This window comes from Caulobacter sp. 05T431 (assembly GCF_056665975.1).
The window spans coordinates 118,971-137,237 of sequence record NZ_JBFTKU010000001.1 but is presented as its reverse complement, the minus strand read 5'-3'; the positions used below and the strand labels follow the sequence as shown (position 1 = coordinate 137,237).

Here is an 18,267-nt window from a genome sequence, read left to right as displayed (position 1 = left end):
CGCCGTCGTCAGGCGATCTTCCGAGTTTTGGCCTTTGGTCTCTTCGGTCATACGTCTTCCAATGCGGTCAGGCCCCGTTCGCTGACGCGAACGCCCAGAGCCCGACCTTTCAGATGGTCGAACAGCGACTCGTCGGTGCCTGTCAGAAAAGCCTGCAGGCCGAGCGCCGTGATTTCGTCGGCCAGGGCGGCTCGCCTTTTCAGGTCGAGATGCGCGGCGACTTCGTCGAGCAACACTATAGGATTCGGGGCGTCCTTCGCACGCGAAAGTCGCGTGGCCTGCGCCAAAACCAGGTTCAGAATCAGCGCTTTCTGCTCCCCGGTCGAACATTCCGCCGCAGGACGGTCCTTGTCGACGTGATGGATGGCCAGATCGCCCCGGTGCGGGCCGGTCAGGGCGCGTCCGGCGGCCCCGTCGCGGGGGCGCGCGGCGGCCAGGGCGGCGGCCAGGCGGTGCTCGATCTCGGCCGTTTCGACGCCCTCCAGCGCCATCGCCTCCCACTCGCCGGTCAGGGCCAGGCGGGCGCGCGGGAAGGGGCGGTCGCCGCGGGTGTCGATCTCGGCCTGCAGGGCCAGCAGGGTGCGGGCCCGGGCCCCGGCCATCAGGGCACCGGCCTGGCCCAGGCGCGCCTCCAGGGCCGTCAGCCACACCGTGTCGGCCGGCTGGCCGCTCTCGGCGGCGTCGGTCAGCAGGCGCATGCGCTCGCGCTGGGCCTTGTCGTAGGCGTTGGCGTGGCGGGCGTGGTCGGGCTCGCCGGCGAACACCAGGCGGTCGAAGAACTTGCGGCGCTCGCCGGCGGCCTCGAGGAACAGCCGGTCCTGGGCCGGGGTCAGCCAGATCGGCCGGACATGGTCGGCCAGCCGGCCGGGCGGAACGGTCTCGCCCTCGATGCGGACGACGCGGCGGGCGGCGCCGGCCAGCTCGACGCCGGTGCCCAGGCGGACGGGCTCGTCGTCGCCAGACTGGGCTTCCGCCGCCACGGCCCAGGCCCGGCCCGTGGTCTCGCCCGGCAGGCGGCGGCCCACCTCGGTCAGGCTGGACCCGCGCAGGCCCTTGCCCGGCGACAGCAGGCTGATCGCCTCCAGGAGGTTGGTCTTGCCCGCCCCGTTGGCCCCGAACAGATAGACGCTGGCGCCGTCCGGACGCAGGGTCGCGCGCTCGTACGAGCGGAAGTCGGTCAGGGTCAGGGACAGCAGGGCGGCGCGGCTCACCGGGGGGTTCTAGCCTATTCGCGCCGCAGGTCTAAATCGACGTCAGCCTTGCTCGCGGCGGCGACCGACGCTCGCATGGGCCACCAGGCGCGACGGGTGCCGCAGGGCGTGGGCCAAGTGCGGGCCCGCCACGAGGGCCATCGCCCAGGCGAGCCCGCTGAAGACGATGGTGGCGATGCGTTCCCAGGCGATGCGCATGGCGGATTCCTCAGGGGGAGAAAGTCTCGCCATGCGCCCGGATCGTGGCGGGCTCGGGTCGCGACGAAGGCGGAATCGGGACCGTGGCCGCCTACCGCTCCTGATCGGTCGAGCGCATCAGGATTTCGTTGATCATCACGTGCGGCGGGCGGCTGACGGCGTAGAGGATGGCGTCGGCCACGTCCTCGGCGGTCAGCTGGCGCATGGCGGCGGCCGACTGGTTGACGGCGCTCTGAACGGCCGGCACGGCGATGTGGTCGCGCAGCTCGGTGGCGGCCATGCCGGGCGAGATCACCGACACCCGGATGTTGTCCTTGTGGACCTCCTTGCGCAGGGCCTCCGAAAAGCCCGCCACGCCGAACTTGGTGGCCGAATAGGCCGCCGCCATCGGGTTGGCGACGTGGGCCGCGGTCGAGGCGATGTTGACGATGTGGCCGTCCTTGCGGGCGGTCATGCCGGGCAGGGCGGCCTGGGTGGCGGCGATCAGGCCCAGCAGGTTCAGCTCCAGCATCGAACGCCAGCGCCCGAGGTCGGCGGTGGCCACCGGCTCCAGGTACATGACCCCGGCGTTGTTGATCAGGATGTCCAGCCGCCCGAACGCGGCCTCGGCCTCGCGGACCGCGCGCTGGGCTTCTTCCTCCTTCGTGAAGTCGGCGACGATCACGTGCGCCTCGCCGCCGGCGGCCTGGATGCGCGCGGCCAGATCGCGCAGGCGGTCCTCGCGGCGGGCGGCCAGGGCAACCCTGGCGCCGGCCTTGGCCAGGCCCAGGGCCACGGCCTCGCCGAAGCCCGACGACGCGCCGGTGACCAGGGCCGCGCGGCCGCTCAAATCCATGCTCATGAGATGCTCCTCGCCGGCGCCGGAAGGCGCCCGGCGAGGATATAGGGGCTCAGGCCCGGATCGGCATCAGGGGCGCCGCTCCGGACGCGCGAAACCCGTCTACTTGTCGGCCTCCTGGTCGCCGGGGTCCTTGAACTTCTCCGCCGCCGCGGCGCCGGCGTTCTCGGCCAGGCTGCTCAGGAAGGCGGCGGCCGCTGTGGCGGCGATGCCGGCCATGGCGTTGCGCAGTTTCCGGGAGCTGGACTTGGCCGGCGCCTGGGGCGCGGGGGCGGCCTCCGGCGGAGGGGTGACCTCCACCGGCGCGACGGGCTCGGGAAGGGCGTCGTCCACCATCGCGCCGGGCGGCGGGGTCGAGTCCTCCTGGGGCTTGCCGATGAACTTGCCGGAGACGCCGGCGGAGCCCGCGACGAAGATCGGCCTTTGCAGTCCCTGGCCGCAGGTTCGCTGGGCTTCGAGGACGCGGTCCTGCAAGTCCAGCCACGCCTTGGTGCCCCCGTAACGATCCTCCAGCGAGGCCAGCGCCGCCTTTCCCCTGGAGGGCAGGTCCTTTTGCGCGATCTTGCAGGCGCTGGCCGCGATCAGGAAATCGACCCGCAGCGAGCCGCCCGTCCTGTAGCGGTAGGGCACGAGCGTGTTGAAGGCGCGCTCGTACTCCCAGTTGTCGACAAAGGCCTGGGCTTGCCGGACTTCGAGAGGGACGGGAGCTTTGGTGGCCGCGAGGGCGGGGGCGGACGGGCAGGCCGTGATCAGGGCGACGGCGACCAGACCGGATCTGAGGCGAGAGGTCATCGGCTGTTCCTTGGGTTTCGGGAACCTCGCCGGCGGGCGACCGGGGCGTCGCCGTCGTTGAGGGCTTCCGTGGTCCTGTCGTGACCGTGCCTCGACGCCGCCTCGCTGACTGTGACGTGTCTCTCGCCATTTATGTGCGATTGCGCACATCGGGTGCGGAGGCAAAAAAACGGGCGCTCTGAAGCGCCCGTTTCCTTTCGCGTTCGTGGGGCGAATCCTACTGACGGTTCATCGCCCCGGCCTTCAGGTTCGCCGCCGCCGGGGCCTGGATCTGGCCCTTCAGGGCGGCGCCGCTGACGCCGACGTCGCTCAGCTTGTCGCTCTTCAAGGTCTGCGACGACGGGCTCGCGATCGCGCCGCGACCCGCCGCGCCGCTGGCCATGGCGTCGGCGGGCGCCGCCAGGTCCAGCGGGAAGGCCTCCATGAAGGTCCCGGACGTGCCGGCGACGGCCAGGTTGGCGGGCGGCCGTTGCAGACCCTGACCGCAGGTCGCCAGCGCCCCGTTGATGCGTTGCGGCCAACCGTTCTTGAGTGAGAGGGGGTAATAGCGCGCGCCCAGGGTCTTGAGCGCGGCCCGTCCCTGGTCGGGAAAGTTCTTGTAGGCGAGCCTGCAGGCGCTGGCGCTCACCAGGAAATCGACCTCCAGCGCCGGGCCGGCCTTCGCACGGTAGGGCGCGAGCGTCTGATAGGCCGACGCGAAATCGCTGATGTTGTAGGAGTCGCGGCCCCGTCGCAGCTCGGGGGGATCGACCGCGGCCGAGGCCGGCGCCGGGGGCGTCGCGACGATCAGGACGACGGCGGCTGCGACAGACTTGATGAGGATGCGGGTCATGGCTGGCTCCTTGGGGTTTCGGGGATGTGGGTGGGCAGGCAACTGAGCGGATCGGTGTCGCCGTTCGGGCACGGCGCGGGCGGGACGTCGGGGAGCGGCGCGTCCAGCCCCGCCTGGCCGCGATAGTAGATCGCGGCGTCCTGGGTGCTGGCCTGGCCGGGGATGGCGATCGTCAGGGCCATCAACACCGTGCCGAGGCTGGCCAGGATGATCCCTGGGGAGGTGCTGGAAATGGCGAAACCCAGCTTGTGGCCGGCGACCTCGGCATTGCCCGAGGCGTGGGTTTCCGGCTCGCTCAGCTTGCCCAGGACGAAGGTCGCGCCCACCAGGGCCAGCAGCATGCCGGTGATGAAGCCGACGAACCGGGTCCACAGACGGGCCCGCACGATCAGCGAGGCCTGCTGGTAGCGCTGCTCGATGACGTAGCGCTCCAGCGACAGGGCGGCCTTGGCGTCGTCCGCGAGCTTGGCCGGCGGCGCCTCCAGGGCCGCGACGCCGCGTCCGGGGCTGGCCAGCTGGTCGTCGATCGCCACGAAGCGCCAGAGCACGACCGCGCTGAAGAAGACGGCGGCGCCGATGACGAAGCTCATCATCAGGGGCAGGAGCTTCAGCTGCCAGGCTTCCTGCGCCTTGCCGGCCATGGGAGGTTCCCGAGAGCGTTGTTGATCGCCTGATCGTGCTCCGGCGCCCCGGTGTCGGCGGTGGCGTGGCTCTCGTTATTTATGTGCGAATGCGCACATCGGCGCGGACAGCAAAACGGGCGCACGCGGCGCCCGTCTCTTCCTCCTCATCGGCCGCCGTGGCCTCGGGCCCGGTGGCGGCGTCAGCCGAACTTGTAGCCGCACAGCTTGTTGCCATCGAGGTCGCGGAAATAGGCGAAATAGGCTCCAGGCATCCGCTCGCCAGGCGCGCCCTCGCACGAGCCGCCCAACGTGATGGCCCGGGCGTGGAAGGCGTCGACCTCCTCGCGGGTCTCGAAGTCGAACCCGCCCATCATGCCGTTGCCGATGCAGGCCGGATTGCCGTCATACGGACCCAGAACCCCGAACAGGCCCGTGCCCTTGCCGCGATAGAGCCGCCCGCCAGACGGATGGTCATAGACCCCCTTCATGCCGATCGAGCCCAGCAGGTCGTCATAGAAGGCCTTGGCCGCCTCCAGCTTGTTCGAGCCGACCGTCATGTAGCTGATCTTCGCCATGCGCTTCCTCCCGTTTTCTTATGAAACGGACATTAGCATGGGCGAAGGGGGCGACAAGAACGGGCGAACGGACAGGTGACAGGGATATAGCGGTATGTGACGATCCCGTTACACCGGAGGTTGCTTGCGCGAGTCCGTGTGTCACGCATGAATAACGGTAACAAACCCTGGGGAGGGGGCTCGTGAAACTCAAGGCTTTGGGCGCTCGGCGCCAATGGTGGCAGAACCACCCCGAACTGGGCGTCGCCACCGGCTGGGCGATCATCTGCGGCGCGCTGTGGCTGGCCGTGCGGGTGCTGGGCATCGCCTAACGGGCGCGGGATTCCAGCCCCGTGCGGTTCGTCCTCAACGGACGAAGGTTTTCCATAGCCAGAGCGCGAAGAGGGCGAGGAACCCGGCGCCAAACAGTTGGTTCACCCGGATATCCCAGCGGACGTCCGGCGCCTCGTGCTCTGGATACGCCAGGGGCCACCGCTTTGTCCGAATGGCTTCAAGAAGGATATCGGGCGTGATCGGTATGCGGCGCACGCGCCGATAGGGCGGGCGAAAGAACAGGGCTCCGAAATTGTGGCCCTCCTCGCCGTGATGGAAATACCAGCGGTAACCGTCCATATCGACACCGAACCGAGCGGCGAAGTCGTCCATGAACTCGAAGGCGTCGTCGCCTTCAACGCCCAAATCGTCGAACAAGTCCACGTCGCCGGCAGAGGGCGGCGCGGGTTCGCCCGTGTGCTTCTCGAGGAGATCGGCCAGCTCGGAACGCGCGTCGCTTATCAACCTGCTCCTCCGACCCCGGCTCATCCGCTTCGGATTTAGCCTCGCCTCAAGCCCCTCGCGCCGCCGCGAAACGGTCCGTAGAGGCAAGTGTCCGCCGGACAGCAAAACGGGCGCCTGAGCGCCCGTTTCCTCAAGGACCAAGGTGAGCCCCTAGACCCGCAGCGGCATCAGCACGTACTTCACGCCCGGGTCCGTCGGATCGACCACCAGGGTGGGCGAGGCCGGGTCGGCGAAGCGGAACTCGGCGATCGGGCCGCCGATCTGGCCGCAGACGTCCAGCAGGTAGCGGGCGTTGAAGCCGATCTCGAAGGCCTCGCCGTCGTAGTCGACCTCGACCTCTTCCACGGCCTGGCCGGCTTCCATGTTGCGCACGGTCAGGGTGATGCGGCCCGGCTCGACGGCCAGCTTCACCGAGCGGCTCTTCTCGGCCGAGATGGTGGCCACCCGGTCGACGGCCTTGGCGAACAGGTCGTTGTCCAGGGTCAGGATCTTGGCGTTGTCACGCGGGATGACGCGCAGATAGTCCGGGAAGGCGCCGTCGATGACCTTGGAAGTCAGGGCCGCGCGGCCGAACTCGAATCGGATCTTCTGGGCGCTGATCTGCAGGTCGACCTGTTCGCCGGCCGATTCCATCAGGCGGCGGGCCTCCTGGATGGTCTTGCGGGGCACGATCACGCCGGGTAGGCCGGCGGCGCCCTCGGGGGCGTCCATCTCGGCCAGGGCCAGGCGGTGGCCGTCGGTGGCCACGGCGCGCAGCTTGGTCGTCCCGCCGTCGTTGACGGTGTGGAGGTACAGGCCGTTCAGGTAGTAGCGGGTCTCTTCGGTCGAGATCGCGAAGCGGGTCTTGTCGATCAGCCGGATCAGCTCGTTGGTGTCGACCGAGATGCGGCCCGACAGGCCGTCGCTGCTCATGACCGGGAAGTCGCCGGCCGGCAKGACCGGCAAGTTGAAGCGCGAGCGGCCGGCCTGGATCACCAGGCGCGGGTCGTCGCCGCTGAAGCTGAGCGAGACGTCCGAGCCGTCGGGCAGCTTGCGGACGATTTCATAGAGCGTGTGGGCCGGGGCGGTGATCTGGCCGGGCACGTCGATCTGGGCCAGGCCCTCGTCGATGATCTCCATGTCCAGGTCGGTGGCCGAGAACGACAGGGTGTCGCGGTCGGCCGACAGCAGGATGTTCGACAGGATCGGGATGGTGTTGCGGCGTTCGACGACGCTCTGCACGTGACCCAGCGCCTTCAGCAGCGCCGCCCGCTCGATGGTAAGCTTCATATCTCGGTCCAGGTCCCGGGGCCGCCGCCGTCAGAGAGAATCCCCCCGTGGCCCCGCAATGAATGGACTTGCGACATTAGCGCAAACCGCGACCGGGGGAAGGCCCGGCCGCGGCGAAATGCGCACTGGAGCGACAGTCTAGCCGACGATCTCGCGTTCGGCCTTGGTCGGCAGCTTCCAGTCCGGCCGGATGAAGTGGCAGGTGTAGCCGTTGGGGATGCGTTCCAGATAATCCTGGTGCTCGGGTTCGGCCTCCCAGAAGGGACCGGCGGGGGCGACCTCGGTCACCACCTTGCCCGGCCACAGGCCCGAGGCGTCGACGTCCTCGATGGTCTCCTCGGCCACGCGCTTCTGCTCGTCGTCCAGGTAGAAGATCGCCGAGCGGTAGCTGAGGCCCCTGTCGTTGCCCTGGCGGTTCAGGGTGGTGGGGTCGTGGATCTGGAAGAAGAACTCCAGGATCCGACGATAGCTGATCAGGTCGGGGTCGAAGACGATCTCGATCGCCTCGGCGTGGGTGCCGTGGTTGCGATAGGTGGCGTTGGGCACGTCGCCGCCGGAATAGCCGACGCGGGTCTTCAAGACCCCGGGATAGCGGCGCAGCAGGTCCTGGACGCCCCAGAAGCAGCCGCCGGCGAGGATCGCGGTTTGCGTGGTCATGGGAAGTCGGCCTTTCGTCAGGGGAATGGGCGAGGCTACATGTTGGGCTTGCCGGGGCCGTGCGCAAGCCGGCGCTTCCCGTCGCGAAAGGTCGCCCGTGCCGCGTTCCGCTGTCCTGTTCGTCTGCCTCGGAAACATCTGCCGCTCGCCCCTGGCCGAGGCGGCCTTCCGCCTCGAGGCCGAACGGCGCGGGCTGGAGGTCGAGATCGATTCGGCCGGGACCGGATCCTGGCACGTCGGCGATCCGCCCGACCGCCGGGCCCAGGCCGTGGCGCTGCGCAACGGCGTCGACATCGYGGGCTATCGCGGCCGCCAGGTGAAGCCCGAGGACTTCCGCCGGTTCACGCACGTGGTGGCGCTGGACCGCGACAACCTCGCCGACCTCAAGCGCATCCGGCCCTCGGACGGGACGGCGGCGCTGCTGTTGCTGCTGGATACGGTGGAAGGCCGCCACGGCAAGTCGGTGGCCGACCCGTACTACGGCGACGACGCCGGGTTCGACGTGACCTGGGCCGATGCGGTGGCGGGGGGCAGGGGGCTGGCGGACTTGATCGAGGGGGAGGGCTGAACGCTCTTCCAGCCCATCACAAAGGTTGTCATCCCGGACAGCCCCTGCGGGGCTTCCGGGATGACAACGAAATTGGAGCTCAGGCCGAACTCAGGCCTTCGTGTCGAACGACCCACCCGTATCCGCGCCGGTGCTGGCGTACGGGTTCGCGGCCCCGGCCGTCGGCTCGCTCGGCGCTTCCGGGCCGGTCGAGCCCTTGGCGGCCACGGCGACCATGGCCGGGCGGACCAGGCGGCCCATCAGCTCGTAGCCGGCCTGCAGCACCTGGATGACGCCGCCGGCGGCGACCTCGTCCGAGGGCTGCTCCATCACCGCCTGGTGCAGGTGGGGATCGAACTTTTCGCCCTTGGTCGGGTCGATCTTCTTCAGGCCGTTGCGCTCGAAGGCGCCCTGCAGCTCCTTCTCGGTCATCTCGACGCCGATGATGAAGTTGCTGACCGCCGCGTCCTGCGACTCGCGCGGGCTGTGGGCGGTGGCGCGCGACAGGTTGTCGGCCACGCCCAGCAGGTCGCGGGCGAATTTCTGGATCGCGTAGGCGCGGGCGTCGTTCATCTCGCGCTCGGCCCGGCGCTTGGTGTTCTCGGCCTCGGCGGCGAAGCGCAGCGCCTGGTCCTTCAGGGCGGCCACTTCCAGCTGCAGCGCCTCGATTTCCTGCGCGGCGTCGTCGGCCTCGAAGGCCACGTCCTCGGCCGGCGTTTGTTCGTCGGTCATCTAGTCCTCATCCGTCCATCATCCGCCCGAGCACCCGGGCGGTATAGTCCACCAGCGGGATCACCCGAGCGTAGTTCAAGCGGGTGGGGCCGATCACGCCGATCGCCCCCAGCACCTTCTGTCGGCCCGTCATATAGGGCGCCGCGATCAGGGAGGAACCCGAAAGCGAAAAGAGTCGCGTTTCGGCCCCGATGAAAATGCGCACGCCCTCGGCCGTCCTCACGTCGTCCAGCAGGCCGATCAACTGGCCCTTCTGTTCCAGGTCGTCGAACAGCCGGCGCACGCGCTCCAGGTCCTCCCGGGCGCTGGCGTCGGCCAGCAGGTTGGCGCGGCCCCGCACGATCAGGGCGCGATCGGGCTCCTCGCCGCCGCTCCAGGCGGCCAGGCCGTCCTCGACCAAACGCGCCGCCGCGGCGTCCAGTTCACGCCGGGCGGTGTCCAGCTCGGCGGCCATCTCGACCTTGGCCTCGTGCAGGGTGCGGCCGTGCAGGCGGGCGTTGAGGAAGTTCGACGCCTCCTGCAGGGCGGCCGGGGTGACGCCGGCGGCGCGGCGCATCAGCCGGTTCTCCACCGCCCCGTCGTCKAACACCATAATCGCCAGGGCCTGGTCGGCGCCCAGGGCCACGAACTCCACGTGCTTGACCCCGCCCTCGCGGACCGGCGCGACCACCACCCCGGCGCCGCCGGCCAGGCCCGACAGGATGGCGCTGGCCTCGCCCATGGCTTCCTCGAACGAGCGGCCGTGGGCGAACAGCCGCGACTCGATAGTGCGCCGCTCCTCCTCGCCGATGTCGCCCACCTCCAGCAGGCCGTCGACGAACATCCGCAGGCCCGCATGGGTGGGGATGCGGCCGGCGCTGGTGTGGGGAGCGTCCAGCAGGCCCAGCTGGGCCAGGTCCTGCATGGTGTTGCGGATCGAGGCCGGCGACAGCTGCACCCCGCCGCGTGAGATCGTCCGCGATCCGACCGGTTCGCCGGTCTCCAGATAGGATTCGACCACCCGCCGGAAGATGTCGCGGGCGCGGGCGTCCAGGTCCGTGAGGCTGGGAGTCTGAGCGGAAAACCCCGAAAAGAGCTGTGTCATGTAGCCTTCGAACGCGCCCGCCAGAGTCCCTTGGGCGGGTCCCTCGGGTTTCGACGGGATTGGACGACCGTCTTAACTAGGATAAGCGGCCCCATCCTATCACGCAAAGCCCCGGAGTTTCCCATGCGTCCGTCCGAACGCGCCCCAGATCAAACGCGAGACGTCACGCTGGAAACCGGCGTCAACCGCTACGCCGAAGGCTCGTGCCTGGTCAGCTTCGGCCACACCAAGGTGCTGGTCACCGCCACGGTCGAGGAAAGCGTCCCCGGCTGGATGCGCAACAAGGGCGCCGGCTGGGTCACGGCCGAATACGGCATGCTTCCCCGGGCCACGCATACGCGCGGTCGCCGTGAAGCCGCCCAGGGCAAGCAGAGCGGCCGCACCCAGGAGATCCAGCGCCTGATCGGCCGCAGCTTGCGCGCCGTGGTCGACCTGAAGGCCCTGGGCGAGCGCCAGATCAGCCTGGATTGCGACGTCATCCAGGCCGACGGCGGCACCCGCACCGCCGCCATCACCGGCGCCTGGGTCGCCCTGCGCATCGCGGTCAACTACCTGATCGAGGAAGGCGTGCTGAAGACCGACCCGATCCTCGGCCAGGTCGCGGCCGTTTCCTGCGGCGTCTACAAGGACGCCCCGGTGCTCGACCTCGACTACGAGGAAGACAGCAGCGCCGAGGCCGACAGCAACTTCGTGCTGACCAACGCCGGCGACATCGTCGAGATCCAGGCCACCGGCGAGAAGCGCGGCTTCACCCGCGCCGAGTTCGAGCAGCTGTTCGCCCTGGCCGAGAAAGGCATTGGCGAGCTGTTCATCAAGCAGCGCGAAGCGGTTTCGGGGAAGTAACCCCCTATCCCTCTCCCCTTGCGGGAGAGGGTGGCCCCACGCAGTGGGGTCGGGTGAGGGGTTGAAGAACGCAAAAGCCGCGATCGGCCTTTCGGCTGATCGCGGCTTTTCTATCTGAGAGACCCCTCATCCGGCGCTCCGCGCCACCTTCTCCCGCAAGGGGCGAAGGATCAGGTCAATCCTCCTCGTGGGCCTCCCCCGGCCCCGGCTCGTACGTCATCAGGTCCCCAGGCTGGCAGTTCAGCTCGCGGCACAGGGCGTCCAGCGTCGTGAAGCGCACGGCGCGGGCCTTGCCGGTCTTGAGGATCGACAGGTTGGCGATCGTCACGCCGACCCGGTCCGACAGCTCGGTCAGCGACATCCGCCTTTCCAGCAGGATGCGGTCCAGTTGCACGCGGATGGCCATGGGAATCTAAAGTCTCCGCGGGGTCAGATTGTCAGTTCGGCCTCCCGTCGAAGGCGCGCGCCCTCGCGGAAGACCTCGGCCAGGACGAACACCACCAGGACCGGGAACCAGGCGCTGAGGCTGAACGAGCCGTCGATCATCTTGGTGTCCGGCGCCAGCCACTTGGCCAGGGCGGCGAAGATGTAGTGGCCGATCTCCAGAGCGGCCAGGACCAGGCCCACCACCCGCAGGCGGCGGACATTGTCCGGATGGAACGGGTCGCCGGCGGTCAGGGTCGAGAACACCCGCCGCAGGCGCTCGACGATCACCATCCAGCCGCCCGACAGCAGGGCCCAGGCCCCCAGGGCCCCGGCGAACAACGGCCCCTTGCTGATCAGCTCGTCGATCGAGCTGCCGATATGCAGTTTCGAGGTGATCAGTTCGGGATTGAAGCTGAGCAGCAGCACCGCGACCGTGAAGATCGCCAGCAGGCTGACCCAGACCCACAGGCCCACATAGATCACGTCCAGGATGATCTTCAGGAAGCTCGACACCGAGCCAGGCCCCAAGGCGCGCATCCGCTCTTCCCCTTCCCCTCACACAGAAACGCCGACCATGCCCCGGCGGATCGGGACGGGTCAAAGGCGAGCTCTTGTCCGGGGTCAGAAGGTCTTGATCGCGAAGGTCACGGCGGCGAGCGGCAGACCGGCGATCAGCGTCAGCGTGGCCAGGCGGGTGGCGACGGCGTCGACGATGCGGAACAGTCTGGCGGCGGACATGGCGGGCCTTCGGATCGGTGGGGCGGGACCGCGCCGACATGGCGTTTCTCCCATGCGGCGAACATAGGGAGCGATTCCACGACCGCCAATGTCGCTTATCGATAAACGATATTAAACCTCTGTAATGATCGCGCTCATCGAACAGATTATCCAAGGTGTGGCGCCGGGGACACCATGGCGGCGGGCGGGCTAGGCGGCGTCGTCCACCTCGGCCGGGGCGGGTTTCAGCCGGAGGCCAAGCGCAGCCACGATCTTCAACACGGTCTCCAACTGGGGATTCCCGCCTTCCTTCAGGCCCTTGTACAGGCTCTCGCGTCCCAGACCGGTCTTCTCAGCGACAGACGTCATGCCCTTGGATCGGGCGAGGACGCCCAGTGCGTGCGCGACATAGCCGGCGTCGCCGGTCGCGAGCGCGTCCTCCAGGAAAGCGGCCACGGCCTCGGGAGTGTCGATGTATTTCGCCGCGTCGAACGGCGTCGTCTTGGTGCTGGTCATCACATGTCTCTCGGTTGCGGGTCGGCGAAACCCGGTTGGCGAGGTTTAGAGCCCGCTCGCCAGGGCCTTGGCTCTTTCGATGTCCCTGTCTTGTGTTCGTTTGTCGCCTCCGCAGAGCACCACGATCAGGACGTCGCCCCGCTGGACGAAGTAAATCCTGAAGCCTGGTCCGTAATGCACGCGGGCCTCGCTGACCCCTTCGCCGACCGGACGGACATCGCCCATCAAGCCGTGGCTGAAGCGGCTCAAACGGGCCGTGATCGCATGGACGGCGCGAGCGTCCTTCAGGCCCTCGAACCATTCGGTGAACTCGTCGGTGACGCGAACCTCGATCATGGTGACTGTATCCCATAGGATACGTTCGCGCTGCAAGCAAAATGTATCCTATGAGATACGAAGCGGCCCTGCGCGCTCGTCGGAAATCGGAAAGCCGCCACGCGAACCTTGCGGGCGAAGGGCGACATGGAGGAGTAGAGAAGCCGTATTTGAATTGTCCCAGAGGAGAGACGCGATGACGCTGAAGCTGGAAGCGGGAACGAAGCTCGTCGCGGCGACCCATAATCCGGGCAAGGCCAAGGAACTGGCCGCCCTGCTGGACGGCCGCTTCGAGGTGCTGGCGGCCGGCTCGCTGAACATCCCCGAGCCGGACGAGACCGAGACCACCTTCGTGGGCAACGCCCTGCTCAAGGCCCGCCACGCCGCCGACCTGTCGGGCCAGATCGCCCTGGCCGACGATTCGGGCGTGTCCGTCGCCGCCCTGGACGGCGCGCCGGGCATCTATTCGGCGCGCTGGGCCGGGCCGTCCAAGGACTTCGCCGTGGCCATGGACAAGGTCGCCGAGCGGATCGAGGAGACCGGCTCGGAGGATCGTTCGGCCTGGTTCACCTGCGCCCTCGCGGTCGCGTGGCCCAACGGTGGCCCGGCGGTGGTGGTGCAGGGCGAGGTCCACGGGACCCTGACCTTCCCGCCGCGCGGCGACCGGGGCTTCGGCTACGACCCGATCTTCATCCCCAACGGCTTCGACCAGACCTTCGGCGAGATGGACCCGGCCGCCAAGGACGCCATGAGCCACCGCGCCGTGGCGTTCGAGAAGCTGAAGGCGGCGCTGTTTGACTGACCTTCCCGCGCTGGGGGTCTATGTCCACTGGCCCTACTGCTCGCGCATCTGCCCCTATTGCGACTTCAACGTCGTGCGCGACCGGGGGCGGACCGACGAGCAGGCGGCCCTGGCCGACGCCATCGTCGCCGACCTGAAGGCCCAGCGTGAGCTGACCGGCCCGCGCCGGCTGCTGTCGATCTTCTTCGGCGGCGGCACGCCCTCGCTGATGGACCCCGCCCAGGTCGCCCGGGTGATCGAGACCGCCAAGGCGCTATGGACTCCGGCCGACGACCTGGAGATCAGCCTCGAGGCCAATCCGACCGACGCCGAGACCGACCGCTTCGAGGCCCTGGCCTCGGCCGGCGTGGCGCGGCTGTCGCTGGGCGTCCAGGCCCTGGACGACGCGGCGCTGAAGCTGCTGGGCCGCAACCACGACGCAGGCTCGGCCCGGCGGGCCCTGGCCGTGGCGGCCAAGGCCTTCCCGCGCCTGTCGGCCGACTTGATCTACGCGCTGCCGGGCCAGACCGTGGAGGCCTGGGCGGCCGAGCTGTCGGCCCTGTTGGCCATGGGCCCCGAACATGTCTCGCCCTACCAGCTGACCATCGAGGCGGGCACCGCCTTCGACCGCGCCGTGGGCCGGGGCAAGCTGGTCCCGCCCGACGAGGACCTGGCCGCCGCCCTGTTCGAGACCACCCAGGCCGTGCTGGAGGCCGCCGGCTTCGACGCCTACGAGGTGTCCAACCACGCCCGGGGTCAGGCCGCCCGCTCGCGCCACAACCTCGTCTACTGGCGCGGCGTCGACTATGTCGGCGTCGGTCCCGGGGCCCACGGCCGCCTGACCTTGGCCGAGGGAAAGCTGGCGACCACGGCCCGGCGGGGGATCGCCGACTATGTCCGCGCGGTCGCCGAGACCGGCGTCGGCTTCGAGCGCGAGGCGTTGACGCCGCTGGAGGCAGCCGAGGAGCGGCTGCTGCTGGGCCTGCGCATCGACGACGGCGTGGCCTTCGCCGAGGTCGCCGCCTTGGACTTGTCGCCGGACACGCCCCGGGTGAAATCTCTGGTTGAAGCAAATCTTCTCGTGGACGATAGGATCAGGCTTCGGGCCACACGGTCCGGCCGTCTTGTCTTGGACCGGCTGACAGGACTGCTCGCGACCTGATAACCCTGTCGACCATGGTCTTGCGTAACCCGCGTCGTCGGCGCCTTTGTTCGTGTCGGTCCCCAGTCTCCTCGGGCCCAGTCTGTCGGAAAGTCCGCCCTTGAGCCGCCAGCTTCCCCCGCCCGCCCTGTCCGACGCGCCCCTGGCGCCGGGGCTGTATCTCGTGGCGACGCCGATCGGGAACCTGCGCGACATCACCCTGCGGGCCCTGGACGTGCTGAACGGCTGCGACGTGCTGTTGGCCGAGGACACCCGGGTGTCGGGCAAGCTGCTGGCCGCCTACGCCATCTCCAAGAAGTTGCAGCGCTATGACGAGCACGTGGCCGACCGCGAGACGCCGCGCATCCTGGAGCGACTGGAGGCCGGCGAGCGGATCGCCCTGGTCTCGGACGCCGGCACGCCGATGGTCTCCGACCCCGGCTCGCGCCTGGCCCAGGCGGCCATCGCGGCCGGCCACGCCGTGTTCCCGATCCCCGGCGCCTCGGCGGCCCTCGCGGCCCTGACCCTGGCCGGCCTGCCCACCGACCGCTTCCTGTTCGCCGGCTTCCCCCCGACCAAGACCGTCGCGCGCAAGGCGTTCTTCGAGGACCTGGCCAATGTCCGCGCCACCCTGATCTTCTACGAGGGCGCCTCACGGGTGGCCGACAGCCTGGCCGACATGGCCGCCGTGTTCGGCCCGCGCCCCGGCGCGGTGGCCCGCGAGCTGACCAAGCTCTACGAGACCTGCATCCGCGGGGCGCTCGACGTCCTGGCCGCCGATCCGCGGTTCGAGGCCCCCAAGGGCGAGATCGTCATCCTGGTCGGTCCCGGCGAGGACGAGGTCGCCACCGCCGCCGACGCCGAGACCGCCCTGCGCGAGGCCATGACCCGCCTGCCGCTGGGCGAGGCCGCGTCCGAGGTCGCCAAGGCCCTGGGCCTGTCGCGCAAGGACCTCTACCGCCAGGCCCTGGCCATGAAGGAGGCCGGATGAGCCCGGCCCGTCCCGCCCGCCCAGAACGTCCGATCCGACCGGAACGGCAGGCGCGCGGCGCGGCCGCGCGGCTGTCGGGGCGGCGCGCCGAGGTGGTCGCGGCCCTGTGGCTGATGGCCAAGGGCTATAGGATCCTGGGCTTCCGCCTGGCCACGCCGCTGGGCGAGATCGACCTGCTGGCGCAACGCGGCGGCGTGCTGGCCGTTGTGGAGGTCAAGAGCCGAACCAGTCTGGAGGCCGCGCTGGAAGCGGTGACCTACGAGCAGAGGGCTCGCCTGCGTCGCGCCGGGGCGCACATCGCCGCGCATCGCGCCGGTCTGCGCGAGGCGACGGTGCGCCTGGACCTGATCGCCCTGGCCCCCGGGCGTCGCCCGCGTCACGTCCCCAACGCCTGGGCGGAAGACCAATGACGCGGGAAGAGGCCGAAGCCCTGCTGACCAGCGCCGGGGAGTGCTCGGACAAGGCCTTCCCCCTGTTCGACGCCGCCCTGGCCTGCGCCGTGCACGACGATCCCGACCGCGACCTGGCCCCGGTGCTCGACATGGCCAAGGCCTCGATCGCCCGCCTGACCGAGCGGCTGAAGGGCGAGTCGCCCGAGGAGGCCCTGGCCGAGACCATGGCCGGCGACCTGCGCCTGTCGGGCGACCTGATCACCTACGACCATCCCGACAACGCCGACGTCATCGCCGTGGCCGACCGCCGCAAGGGCCTGCCGGTGACGCTGGGGGTGTTCTACCTGCACGCCGGTCGGGCCTGCGGCCTGGACCTGCACGGCGTCGACTTCCCGGGCCACTTCCTGCTGCGCATCGAGACCGAGGAGGGGCCGCTGGCGCTGGACCCGTTCAGCGAGGGGCGGGTGGTGCTGCCGTCCGAGCTGTCGCGCCGGGCCCTGCGCACCGGCCTGATGCCCGACGTCGCCGCCAAGCTGGACGTGCTGATGAGCCCGATCTCGGATCGCGCCGTGTTGATCCGCCTGCAGAACACCATCTTCGCCCGCGCCCAGCAGGCCCGCGACTGGCATCGCGCCGAGCGCTCGGCCCTGCGCCGGGCCCTGCTGGACCCCACCGACCACCACCCCTGGCTGGACGTCGCCGCCGCCCGCGAGGGCCAGGGCGCCCTGGCCGGGGCGCTGCAGGCCCTGTCCCGCGCCCAGGTCCTGGACGGCGGCGCTGCGATCGCCGCCCGGGCAGCGCGGGAGCGCGTGCGGCTGCGGCTGAACTAGGGGCGGGGACATGCCCTTGCGGCGTGTCCCCAGCAGCATCCACGGAGCCAAGTCTTGGGGACACGCCGCAAGGGCATGTCCCCGTCAGATGTCGACCACGATCTTGCCGAAGTGGCCGCCCGAGGCCTGGTGGCGGAAGGCGTCGGCCAGCTCCGCCAGCGGGAAATGCTTGTCCAGCACCGGCCGGTAGCCGGCCACGTCGATGGCGCGGACCAGGTCCAGTTGGTGGCGGCGGCTGCCGACGGTCAGGCCGATCACCTTCAGCTGCTTGCCCATGATCGCCACGGTCGGCACCGGTCCCGCCACCCCGGCCAGCACGCCGATCAGCGCGATGTGGCCGCCGTTGCGCGCCGCGACGATCGATTGCGGCATCGTGCCGGCCCCGCCGATCTCCAGGATATGGTCGACGCCCCTGCCGTCGGTCAGCTTGCGCGCCGCCTTGCCCCATTCGGGCTCGGACTTGTAGTTGATCAGGTGGTCGGCCCCCAGGGCCTTGAGCCGCTCCAGCTTCTCGTCGGACGACGAGGTGGCGATCACCGTGCAGCCGAAGGCCTTGGCGATCTGCAGGCCGTAGATCGACACCCCGCCCGTGCCCTGCACCAGCACCGTCTCGCCGCCCTTCAGCGCGCCGTCCGCGACCAGGCCGCGCCAGGCCGTCACGCCGGCGCAGGTGATCGTCGCCGCCTCGGCCGGGTCCCAGCCTCTGGGCGCGCGGGTGAAGGCCGTGGCCGGGGCCACCACCCGCTCGCGGGCGTAGCCGTCGGCGCCGTCGCCCGGCACGCCGGAAAAGCCGTCGTCCGGCGCCTCGCCGTCCAGCCAGCGCGGGAAGAAGGTCGAGACCGCCAGGTCGCCGACCGCGAAGCCCGTCACGCCCTCGCCCACCGCCAGCACTTCGCCGGCCCCGTCGGACATCGGGATGCGCCCGTCGGCCGTCGGGATGCCGCCCAGCGCCACCAGATAGTCGTGATAGTTCAGCGAACTGGCGCGGACGCGGACCAGGATCTCGCCCGGTCCCGGGGCGTCGGGCTCGGGCAGGTCGACCAGACGCAGGGCGTCGAGGCCGGCGGGGGCCGCGATCTGGATGGCTTTCATGGGCTTGGCCTCGCTTTGAGCGTTTCCTCGAAACGAGCGTGGGCCCGGCCGCCCGGCGCTTCAAGCACGCCGCGACGTCAACCTGCTG

25 protein-coding genes are annotated in these 18,267 nt (G+C 69.8%); 8 read left to right on the top strand and 17 right to left on the bottom strand.

Annotated features, from left to right (window positions below; all coding sequences use genetic code 11):
* Window positions 1-47 precede the first annotated feature (47 nt).
* The 7 genes from recF to AC1U89_RS00605 form a co-directional block, all read right to left on the bottom strand.
* Window positions 48-1,211 carry a DNA replication/repair protein RecF gene (gene recF, locus AC1U89_RS00635; RefSeq protein ID WP_479897708.1) on the bottom strand — a complete coding sequence of 388 codons (1,164 nt, stop codon included), beginning with the start codon at window positions 1,209-1,211 and terminating at the stop codon, window positions 48-50.
* A gap of 42 nt (window positions 1,212-1,253) precedes the next feature.
* On the bottom strand, window positions 1,254-1,442 hold the full coding sequence (locus tag AC1U89_RS00630) for a hypothetical protein (protein ID WP_479897707.1): 189 nt from the start codon (window positions 1,440-1,442) through the stop codon (window positions 1,254-1,256).
* 58 nt (window positions 1,443-1,500) lie between these two features.
* Window positions 1,501-2,250: an SDR family NAD(P)-dependent oxidoreductase gene (locus AC1U89_RS00625; protein ID WP_479897706.1), complete on the bottom strand. Its 750-nt coding sequence runs from the start codon at window positions 2,248-2,250 to the stop codon at window positions 1,501-1,503.
* 99 nt (window positions 2,251-2,349) lie between these two features.
* Window positions 2,350-3,039, bottom strand: coding sequence for a hypothetical protein (locus AC1U89_RS00620; protein ID WP_479897705.1), 690 nt, complete (start codon window positions 3,037-3,039; stop codon window positions 2,350-2,352).
* A gap of 217 nt (window positions 3,040-3,256) precedes the next feature.
* Entirely contained in the window at window positions 3,257-3,871 is a 615-nt protein-coding gene (locus AC1U89_RS00615) for a hypothetical protein (RefSeq protein ID WP_479897704.1), read from the bottom strand.
* Entirely contained in the window at window positions 3,868-4,512 is a 645-nt protein-coding gene (locus tag AC1U89_RS00610; RefSeq protein ID WP_479897703.1) for a hypothetical protein, read from the bottom strand. Before AC1U89_RS00610 ends, AC1U89_RS00615 begins: the two co-directional genes overlap by 4 nt.
* Before the next feature lie 182 nt (window positions 4,513-4,694).
* On the bottom strand, window positions 4,695-5,069 hold the full coding sequence (locus AC1U89_RS00605) for a VOC family protein (RefSeq protein ID WP_479897702.1): 375 nt from the start codon (window positions 5,067-5,069) through the stop codon (window positions 4,695-4,697).
* A 182-nt stretch (window positions 5,070-5,251) separates the two neighbouring features.
* Here AC1U89_RS00605 and AC1U89_RS00600 point away from each other — a divergent pair, with 182 nt between their 5' ends.
* Entirely contained in the window at window positions 5,252-5,380 is a 129-nt protein-coding gene (locus AC1U89_RS00600) for a hypothetical protein (protein WP_479897701.1), read from the top strand.
* A gap of 34 nt (window positions 5,381-5,414) precedes the next feature.
* Here AC1U89_RS00600 and AC1U89_RS00595 read toward each other — a convergent pair whose 3' ends face one another.
* From AC1U89_RS00595 to msrA, 3 genes are all read right to left on the bottom strand, one after another.
* Window positions 5,415-5,846, bottom strand: coding sequence for a DUF1493 family protein (locus AC1U89_RS00595; protein WP_479897700.1), 432 nt, complete (start codon window positions 5,844-5,846; stop codon window positions 5,415-5,417).
* A gap of 150 nt (window positions 5,847-5,996) precedes the next feature.
* Window positions 5,997-7,115, bottom strand: coding sequence for a DNA polymerase III subunit beta (gene dnaN / locus AC1U89_RS00590; RefSeq protein WP_479897699.1), 1,119 nt, complete (start codon window positions 7,113-7,115; stop codon window positions 5,997-5,999).
* Window positions 7,116-7,253: 138 nt separating this feature from the next.
* A complete protein-coding gene (gene msrA / locus AC1U89_RS00585) occupies window positions 7,254-7,772 on the bottom strand; it encodes a peptide-methionine (S)-S-oxide reductase MsrA (RefSeq protein WP_479897698.1) in 519 nt (172 codons plus the stop codon).
* Window positions 7,773-7,869: 97 nt separating this feature from the next.
* Between msrA and AC1U89_RS00580 the strand changes: the two genes are divergently transcribed.
* The gene (locus AC1U89_RS00580) at window positions 7,870-8,340 is read left to right on the top strand and encodes a low molecular weight protein-tyrosine-phosphatase (protein ID WP_479897697.1); all 471 of its coding nucleotides are present in this window, start codon (window positions 7,870-7,872) and stop codon (window positions 8,338-8,340) included.
* 90 nt (window positions 8,341-8,430) lie between these two features.
* Here AC1U89_RS00580 and grpE read toward each other — a convergent pair whose 3' ends face one another.
* Together grpE and hrcA are read right to left on the bottom strand one after the other, a co-directional pair.
* Entirely contained in the window at window positions 8,431-9,051 is a 621-nt protein-coding gene (gene grpE / locus AC1U89_RS00575) for a nucleotide exchange factor GrpE (RefSeq protein WP_479897696.1), read from the bottom strand.
* 7 nt (window positions 9,052-9,058) lie between these two features.
* Complete coding sequence (gene hrcA, locus AC1U89_RS00570; protein ID WP_479897695.1) at window positions 9,059-10,135, bottom strand: heat-inducible transcriptional repressor HrcA; 1,077 nt, start codon at window positions 10,133-10,135, stop codon at window positions 9,059-9,061.
* Window positions 10,136-10,258: 123 nt separating this feature from the next.
* Between hrcA and rph the strand changes: the two genes are divergently transcribed.
* Window positions 10,259-10,978, top strand: a complete 720-nt coding sequence (gene rph, locus AC1U89_RS00565) for a ribonuclease PH (RefSeq protein WP_479897694.1) — start codon at window positions 10,259-10,261, stop codon at window positions 10,976-10,978.
* A 175-nt stretch (window positions 10,979-11,153) separates the two neighbouring features.
* Here rph and AC1U89_RS00560 read toward each other — a convergent pair whose 3' ends face one another.
* The 4 genes from AC1U89_RS00560 to AC1U89_RS00545 all read right to left on the bottom strand — a co-directional run bounded on the left by AC1U89_RS00560 (window position 11,154) and on the right by AC1U89_RS00545 (window position 12,973).
* Complete coding sequence (locus tag AC1U89_RS00560) at window positions 11,154-11,384, bottom strand: helix-turn-helix domain-containing protein (RefSeq protein WP_029909097.1); 231 nt, start codon at window positions 11,382-11,384, stop codon at window positions 11,154-11,156.
* A gap of 23 nt (window positions 11,385-11,407) precedes the next feature.
* Window positions 11,408-11,941: a DUF2975 domain-containing protein gene (locus AC1U89_RS00555; RefSeq protein WP_479897693.1), complete on the bottom strand. Its 534-nt coding sequence runs from the start codon at window positions 11,939-11,941 to the stop codon at window positions 11,408-11,410.
* Between the two features lie 390 nt (window positions 11,942-12,331).
* Window positions 12,332-12,637, bottom strand: coding sequence for an addiction module antidote protein (locus AC1U89_RS00550; protein WP_479897692.1), 306 nt, complete (start codon window positions 12,635-12,637; stop codon window positions 12,332-12,334).
* Between the two features lie 45 nt (window positions 12,638-12,682).
* Entirely contained in the window at window positions 12,683-12,973 is a 291-nt protein-coding gene (locus tag AC1U89_RS00545) for a type II toxin-antitoxin system RelE/ParE family toxin (protein WP_479897691.1), read from the bottom strand.
* Window positions 12,974-13,148: 175 nt separating this feature from the next.
* On the opposite strand from AC1U89_RS00545, the gene rdgB reads away from it, so the two are divergent.
* From rdgB to AC1U89_RS00520, 5 genes are all read left to right on the top strand, one after another.
* Window positions 13,149-13,754 (top strand): RdgB/HAM1 family non-canonical purine NTP pyrophosphatase, encoded by a 606-nt coding sequence (gene rdgB / locus AC1U89_RS00540; RefSeq protein ID WP_479897690.1) that lies wholly within the window; start codon window positions 13,149-13,151, stop codon window positions 13,752-13,754.
* A complete protein-coding gene (gene hemW / locus AC1U89_RS00535; RefSeq protein ID WP_479897689.1) occupies window positions 13,747-14,895 on the top strand; it encodes a radical SAM family heme chaperone HemW in 1,149 nt (382 codons plus the stop codon). The genes rdgB and hemW overlap by 8 nt, the downstream gene beginning before the upstream one ends.
* Window positions 14,896-14,995: 100 nt before the next feature.
* Window positions 14,996-15,865: a 16S rRNA (cytidine(1402)-2'-O)-methyltransferase gene (gene rsmI / locus AC1U89_RS00530; RefSeq protein ID WP_479897688.1), complete on the top strand. Its 870-nt coding sequence runs from the start codon at window positions 14,996-14,998 to the stop codon at window positions 15,863-15,865.
* Window positions 15,862-16,275, top strand: coding sequence for a YraN family protein (locus AC1U89_RS00525; protein WP_479897687.1), 414 nt, complete (start codon window positions 15,862-15,864; stop codon window positions 16,273-16,275). Before rsmI ends, AC1U89_RS00525 begins: the two co-directional genes overlap by 4 nt.
* The gene (locus AC1U89_RS00520) at window positions 16,272-17,087 is read left to right on the top strand and encodes a SirB1 family protein (protein ID WP_029909086.1); all 816 of its coding nucleotides are present in this window, start codon (window positions 16,272-16,274) and stop codon (window positions 17,085-17,087) included. The genes AC1U89_RS00525 and AC1U89_RS00520 overlap by 4 nt, the downstream gene beginning before the upstream one ends.
* Window positions 17,088-17,171: 84 nt before the next feature.
* Here the strand turns inward: AC1U89_RS00520 and AC1U89_RS00515 are convergent, their stop codons facing one another.
* Complete coding sequence (locus AC1U89_RS00515; protein ID WP_479897686.1) at window positions 17,172-18,179, bottom strand: zinc-dependent alcohol dehydrogenase family protein; 1,008 nt, start codon at window positions 18,177-18,179, stop codon at window positions 17,172-17,174.
* Between the last annotated feature and the right edge of the window lie 88 nt (window positions 18,180-18,267).

Excerpts from the sequence above, each read along its gene's own strand:
- AC1U89_RS00610 (WP_479897703.1), bottom strand. The coding sequence starts at position 4,512 with ATGGCCGGCAAGGCGCAGGAAGCCTGGCAGCTGAAGCTCCTGCCCCTG.
- AC1U89_RS00615 (WP_479897704.1), bottom strand. The coding sequence starts at position 3,871 with ATGACCCGCATCCTCATCAAGTCTGTCGCAGCCGCCGTCGTCCTGATC.
- AC1U89_RS00625 (WP_479897706.1), bottom strand. The coding sequence starts at position 2,250 with ATGAGCATGGATTTGAGCGGCCGCGCGGCCCTGGTCACCGGCGCGTCG.
- AC1U89_RS00630 (WP_479897707.1), bottom strand. The coding sequence starts at position 1,442 with ATGGCGAGACTTTCTCCCCCTGAGGAATCCGCCATGCGCATCGCCTGG.
- AC1U89_RS00555 (WP_479897693.1), bottom strand. The coding sequence starts at position 11,941 with ATGCGCGCCTTGGGGCCTGGCTCGGTGTCGAGCTTCCTGAAGATCATC.
- AC1U89_RS00550 (WP_479897692.1), bottom strand. The coding sequence starts at position 12,637 with ATGACCAGCACCAAGACGACGCCGTTCGACGCGGCGAAATACATCGAC.
- AC1U89_RS00560 (WP_029909097.1), bottom strand. The coding sequence starts at position 11,384 with ATGGCCATCCGCGTGCAACTGGACCGCATCCTGCTGGAAAGGCGGATG.
- rph (WP_479897694.1), top strand. The coding sequence starts at position 10,259 with ATGCGTCCGTCCGAACGCGCCCCAGATCAAACGCGAGACGTCACGCTG.
- grpE (WP_479897696.1), bottom strand. The coding sequence starts at position 9,051 with ATGACCGACGAACAAACGCCGGCCGAGGACGTGGCCTTCGAGGCCGAC.
- AC1U89_RS00520 (WP_029909086.1), top strand. The coding sequence starts at position 16,272 with ATGACGCGGGAAGAGGCCGAAGCCCTGCTGACCAGCGCCGGGGAGTGC.
- AC1U89_RS00605 (WP_479897702.1), bottom strand. The coding sequence starts at position 5,069 with ATGGCGAAGATCAGCTACATGACGGTCGGCTCGAACAAGCTGGAGGCG.
- AC1U89_RS00545 (WP_479897691.1), bottom strand. The coding sequence starts at position 12,973 with ATGATCGAGGTTCGCGTCACCGACGAGTTCACCGAATGGTTCGAGGGC.
- AC1U89_RS00515 (WP_479897686.1), bottom strand. The coding sequence starts at position 18,179 with ATGAAAGCCATCCAGATCGCGGCCCCCGCCGGCCTCGACGCCCTGCGT.
- AC1U89_RS00620 (WP_479897705.1), bottom strand. The coding sequence starts at position 3,039 with ATGACCTCTCGCCTCAGATCCGGTCTGGTCGCCGTCGCCCTGATCACG.
- AC1U89_RS00525 (WP_479897687.1), top strand. The coding sequence starts at position 15,862 with ATGAGCCCGGCCCGTCCCGCCCGCCCAGAACGTCCGATCCGACCGGAA.
- msrA (WP_479897698.1), bottom strand. The coding sequence starts at position 7,772 with ATGACCACGCAAACCGCGATCCTCGCCGGCGGCTGCTTCTGGGGCGTC.
- rdgB (WP_479897690.1), top strand. The coding sequence starts at position 13,149 with ATGACGCTGAAGCTGGAAGCGGGAACGAAGCTCGTCGCGGCGACCCAT.